This window comes from Streptomyces sp. NPDC096323 (assembly GCF_040302845.1).
In the GTDB taxonomy this organism is placed as follows: domain Bacteria; phylum Actinomycetota; class Actinomycetes; order Streptomycetales; family Streptomycetaceae; genus Streptomyces.
In genome coordinates this window covers 262788-268049 of sequence record NZ_JBEOSI010000012.1, presented here as the reverse complement: position 1 = coordinate 268049, position 5262 = coordinate 262788, and the positions used below count along the sequence as shown (strand labels likewise).

The window sequence follows — 5262 nt, the reverse complement described above, 5'->3', positions numbered from 1 at the left end:
CGCCCGGTTACATTCCGAACCCGGAAGCTAAGCCTTTCAGCGCCGATGGTACTGCAGGGGGGACCCTGTGGGAGAGTAGGACGCCGCCGAACAATTATTGTAGAAAGCCCCGTGCCCTTGTGGCACGGGGCTTTTCTGCGTTCCGGACCCGCGTTCGCCGGCCTACCGCGGTGGGCGCGCGTGGCTCGCCCAGAGGGTCGGTGGGACTCGGAACACCGCTGGTGGGCCGCGTCGGTGACGGTGCGACAGGCGGTTTTGCACACCCCTCGATTCAGGGTATGCTTTAGCTCGTTGCCGCAGGGCAGCAAGGCCCCAATAGCTCAGTCGGTAGAGCGTCTCCATGGTAAGGAGAAGGTCTGCGGTTCGATTCCGCATTGGGGCTCAGACAGACGAAAGGCCCCCGCCAATGGCGGGGGCCTTTCGCGTATCCGGAGGTGATCCGGCCTTGCCCGGAACCGGCAGGGTTTATCCAGCGGCCTGGGGCTCGGGGACGCGCATCGCGAGGATGGCCATGTCGTCCGAGGCCGGCTCGGCGGCGAAGCGCTCGACGGCCCGCAGAATGCGTGCCGCCACCGCACCCGCCGTCAGGCCCGTGCAGTTGGCCAGCACGTCCGCCAGACCGTCGTCACCGAGCATGCGGGTGCCTTCCCGGCGTTCGGTTACACCGTCGGTCACACACAGCAGGACGTCGCCCGGGTCCAGGGTGACCGTCTGCTCGTACAGCTCCAGGTCCTCGATGACGCCCAGCAGGGGCTGCGGTTCCGCCGCCGCCTCGACCGTGCCGTCCTGGCGCAGGCGCAGCGGCAGCGGGTGGCCGGCGCAGACCACCTTCAGGACGGCGCTGCCGTCCTCCTGGGGCCACAACTCGCCGTACAGAAGGGTCAGGAAGCGACTGCGGGCGCCCTCGTCGAGGATCGCGGCGTTGAGCCGCTCCAGGACGGCAGGGCCGCCGAAGCCCTCGCGGGCGAGCAGGCGCAGGGCGTGCCGGGCCAGACCCGTCACGGCCGCGGCCTCGGGACCCGTACCGCAGACGTCGCCGATGGCGAAGCCGTAAGCGCCGTCACGGATCGGGAAGACGTCGTAGAAGTCGCCGCCCACCTCGTTGCCCTCACCGGCTGCCCGGTAGATGACCTCGATCTCGACGTTGGGGACGTCGGGCAGGCCCGGCGGCAGCAGGCTGCGCTGGAGGGACTGGCTGATCGCCATGCGCTCCGAATAGAGACGGGCGTTGTCCAGAGCCAAAGCTGCCCTGCGTGACAGGTCCTCGGCCAGTTCCAGGATCTCCTGGCGGAAGTGGTCGTCGGACGGTTTGCCGAGCGTGAGCATCCCGATGACCCGGTTACGGGCGACGAGCGGGAGGACCACCGTCTCCCCGCCCACCGCGGCCGCGGTGGCCAGTGTCGTACGGATGCCTGCGCCGAGCCCGCCGGGGTCACCGAGGCCGATGGTGCGCATCGACGTGCGCAGGGCCGCCTCGTGGGCGGCCTCGGACGGTGCGGACCAGACACGTGCGCCGGGCGTCGGCACCGGGTCCGGCGGGGCGATCTTGGAGAGCAGGGCCTTGAGGCCGTCGATGCGGTCCTCGTCCTCGTGCAGTACGTACGAGAGGTAGGGGTCCGAGGACTGGTCGGCGATCGTGTAGACGGCGCACCACGTCGCCAGGGTGGGAACGGTCATCTGCGCCATCAGGGCCAGCGTCTGGTCCCGGTCGAGCGTGCCTGCCAGCAGGTCGGAGGCCTCGACCAGGAAGGAGAGCGAGCCGCGGCGCAGACGCTCCAGTTCCCCCAGGCGGGCGGACTCGACGGCCAGGGCGATGCGGTCGGCGGCGAACTGGAGGCGCAGGGCCTCCTCGTTCGAGTATCGCCCGGCGGCCTCGGCCGCGACCCCCAGGGAGCCCGTGAGCCGTCCCTCGACCTTCAGCGGGACGGTCACCACGGAGCGCATGCCCGTGTCACTGAGCAGCGGAACCGCACCGGGGACCGCCTCCAGGTCCTCATGGACGGCGGGCATCCGCGCGGAGCCGTACCGTCCGGTGCCCGCCTCGACGGGGACGCGCGCGAAGCGCTGGCGGGCCGAGGGCAGGCCGGTCGTGGCCCGTACCTCCAGTTCCGTCTCGTCGTCCGTCGCCAGGAGCAGGAAGGCCGCGTCGGCGTCGAGCATGTCGCGGGCCCGCTCGACGGTGCGCTGGAGCAGCCCGTCGAGGTCGTCGGGGGCGGGCGAGCCGATGAAGACCTCGAAGGGGTCCGTCGTGCGGCTCTCGGTGTTCGCGTCCGAGACCGGAGTACGTACCGGCGACTGGAGCACGGCCCGCTCGTAGTCGCGCACCAGCAGGCACACCGTCGAGGGTTCGCCCTCTGTGTCCCGCACGCGCAGGTGCGAGCCGTAGACCTGGATCGTGCGGCCGTCGGCGGCACGGATGCCGTAGCTGCCCTCCCAGCGCGAGAGGCGCAGCGCGTCGGCGATGCCGGTGTTGGTGCCCGGGGTCTGCGGCCAGGCGGTGAAGTCGGTGAACTGTTTGCCGGTGACCTGGTCGGCCGTGTGCCCGAACAGGTACGAGGCGTCGTCGTTCCACGCTGCGATGGATCCCGTGCTGTCGATCTGGACGACGGCGACCCTGACCCGTTCGTCGGTGACGGGGAGCAGGGCGACGGGGAGCAGCGGGCCGGCGGAGCGGATGCCCACCGGCCGGGCGGGGAGATCGAGCTGGAACCAGACATGTTTCTGGGTGGGGGAGTACTCGACGCCCCAGCGGGAGGCGAGCGCCGCGCACAGGAGGAGCCCGCGGCCGCCCTCCCGGTCGGGGCCGGCGATGTCCAGGCCGGCGGACTGGAGCGGGATCTCCCGTTCCGGATAGTGGTCGGAGACCTCGACCCGGACACCGTCCTCGGTGCGCAGGCACAGCACGTCAGCCGCGGTGCCCGCATGGACCACCGCGTTCGTGACGAGCTCGCTGGTGAGGACGACGGCGTCGTCGACGACATCGGTGTATCCCCACCCCTGGAGGGTGTCCCGGACGAAGGCGCGGGCCGTCGCGACGGAGCGCCCGACCGGGTCGAACGTGGCAGCCGCGCGCGCCGTGATCACAGCACTCCCCATATGGTGTCTCGTCGCTTCCCCGAGTCCTGTGCCCGTTTCTCGCCGCTTCGATTCGCCTGCCAGGCTAGACGCTCCGTGCAGGTGCCGGATACACGAGGGCCGGGTTCGGGCACGGACGGGCAGGAACAGGCCGGTGAACGGACAAGTGTGGGCTTCCGCCGGGAGGGATGGGGGACAACCATGGGAGGTTCCACCCCGACCACTTCCGGCCTGGTACGTTTCAACGATTTGACGTCCGCATGGTCACCCGTCGACGGTGGGCTGTGGCGGTGAGCCATACAGGATCTGGGCAAGCTCTCGGACAAGGCCCGAGCGATTCGGTCAAACCCCTGCGGGAGGGACACGGTGGAGTCTGACGTGGCGGCGCGGGGAAAAGGTACGCGCAGTGGAGGCGGACAGTCCGTGAAGAAGCAGCGCAATGGAACCGTCGAAGTCGACGCCGCGGCACTCAACAGACTGCTGTCGGGTCTGGTGGCCATGCGCGACGGGAATTTCCGCAGGCGTGTGACCGTCTCCGGCGACGGTGTCATGGCGGAGCTCGCGGCGGTCTTCAACGAGGTCGCCGACCGCAACGTGCATCTCACGGGTGAGCTCGCGCGCGTACGGCGCGTGGTCGGCCGGGAGGGCAAGCTCACCGAGCGGCTGGAGACGGGGGCCTGCGAGGGCTCCTGGGCCGCCGCGATCGACGCGTCCAACGAACTGGTCGATGATCTCGCGCGTCCCGTCTCGGAGGTCGGGCGGGTGCTGTCGGCGGTGGCCGACGGCGATCTCGAGCAGCGGATGGAACTGCGTTCGCACACGGCGGACGAGACGGCACGGCCGCTGCGCGGCGAGTTCCTGAAGGTCGCCCGTACGGTCAACAACCTCGTCGACCAGCTGTCCGCGTTCACCGAGCAGGTGACGCGGGTCGCGGTCGAGGTGGGCACCGAGGGCAAGCTGGGTGGTCAGGCCCAGGTGCGCGGCATGTCCGGGTCCTGGAAGGACCTCACGGACTCCGTGAACACCATGGCGTACCGGCTGACCGCGCAGGTGCGTGACATCGCCCTGGTGACGACGGCCGTGGCCAAGGGCGATCTGTCGCGGAAGGTCACCGTCCATGTGGCCGGTGAGATGCTCCAGCTGAAGAACACCGTCAACACGATGGTCGATCAGCTGTCCTCGTTCTCCTCGGAGGTGACCCGGGTCGCCCGCGAGGTGGGCACCGAGGGGGAGCTGGGCGGCCAGGCCACAGTGCCGGGCGTGGCCGGCGTGTGGAAGGACCTCACGGACTCCGTCAACACGATGGCCGGCAACCTCACCTCCCAGGTGCGCGGCATCGCGGAGGTGACGACGGCGGTCGCCAACGGCGATCTGTCGCAGAAGGTCCGGGTGAGCGCCCGAGGCGAGGTCGCGCAGCTCGCCGAGACGATCAACCAGATGACGGAGACGCTGCGTACCTTCGCGGACGAGGTCACCCGCGTGGCCAGCGAGGTCGGCGGCGAGGGGCTGCTCGGCGGCCAGGCGCAGGTGCCGGGTGCCGCGGGCACGTGGAAGGACCTCACCGACTCGGTGAACACCGTCTTCCGGAACCTGACGACCCAGGTGCGTGACATCGCGCAGGTGACGACGGCGGTCGCCAGCGGAGACATGTCGCAGAAGGTCACCGTCGACGTGGCCGGCGAGATGCTGGAGCTGAAGAACACCGTCAACACGATGGTCGACCAGCTTCAGTCCTTCGGTTCGGAAGTGACCCGGGTTGCCCGGGAGGTCGGCGTCGAGGGCCGGCTGGGCGGCCAGGCCGAGGTGCCGGGCGCTGCGGGCACCTGGAAGGACCTCACGGACTCCGTCAACACGGCGTTCCGGAACCTGACGGGGCAGGTCCGCGACATCGCGCAGGTGACGACCGCGGTCGCCAACGGCGACCTGTCGCAGAAGGTCACCGTCGACGTCGCCGGCGAGATGCTGGAGCTGAAGAACACCGTCAACACGATGGTCGCGCAGTTGTCCGCGTTCGCGGAGCAGGTGACCCGGGTGGCGCGTGACGTGGGCACGGAGGGCCGCCTCGGCGGTCAGGCGCGTGTCGACGGCGTCTCCGGTACATGGAAGGAGCTCACCGACTCCGTCAACTTCATGGCGGGGAACCTGACCTCCCAGGTGCGCCAGATCGCGCAGGTGACCACGGCGGTG

2 protein-coding genes, 1 tRNA gene and 1 rRNA gene are annotated in these 5262 nt (G+C 70.0%); 3 read left to right on the top strand and 1 reads right to left on the bottom strand.

Annotation, left to right across the window (positions count from 1 at the left end; genetic code table 11):
• Positions 1 to 92, top strand: a 5S ribosomal RNA gene (rrf, locus tag ABTX18_RS30775); the annotation flags it as partial.
• 217 nt (positions 93 to 309) lie between these two features.
• Positions 310 to 382, top strand: a tRNA-Thr gene (locus tag ABTX18_RS30770).
• A gap of 83 nt (positions 383 to 465) precedes the next feature.
• On the opposite strand, the gene ABTX18_RS30765 is transcribed toward ABTX18_RS30770, so the two are convergent.
• On the bottom strand, positions 466 to 3096 hold the full coding sequence (locus ABTX18_RS30765) for a SpoIIE family protein phosphatase (protein WP_352126060.1): 2631 nt from the start codon (positions 3094 to 3096) through the stop codon (positions 466 to 468).
• Between the two features lie 402 nt (positions 3097 to 3498).
• On the opposite strand from ABTX18_RS30765, the gene ABTX18_RS30760 reads away from it, so the two are divergent.
• A partial coding sequence (locus tag ABTX18_RS30760; RefSeq protein ID WP_352126059.1) for a HAMP domain-containing protein occupies positions 3499 to 5262 on the top strand: 1764 nt, incomplete at its 3' end.

Excerpts from the sequence above, each read along its gene's own strand:
- ABTX18_RS30765 (WP_352126060.1), bottom strand. The coding sequence starts at position 3,096 with ATGGGGAGTGCTGTGATCACGGCGCGCGCGGCTGCCACGTTCGACCCG.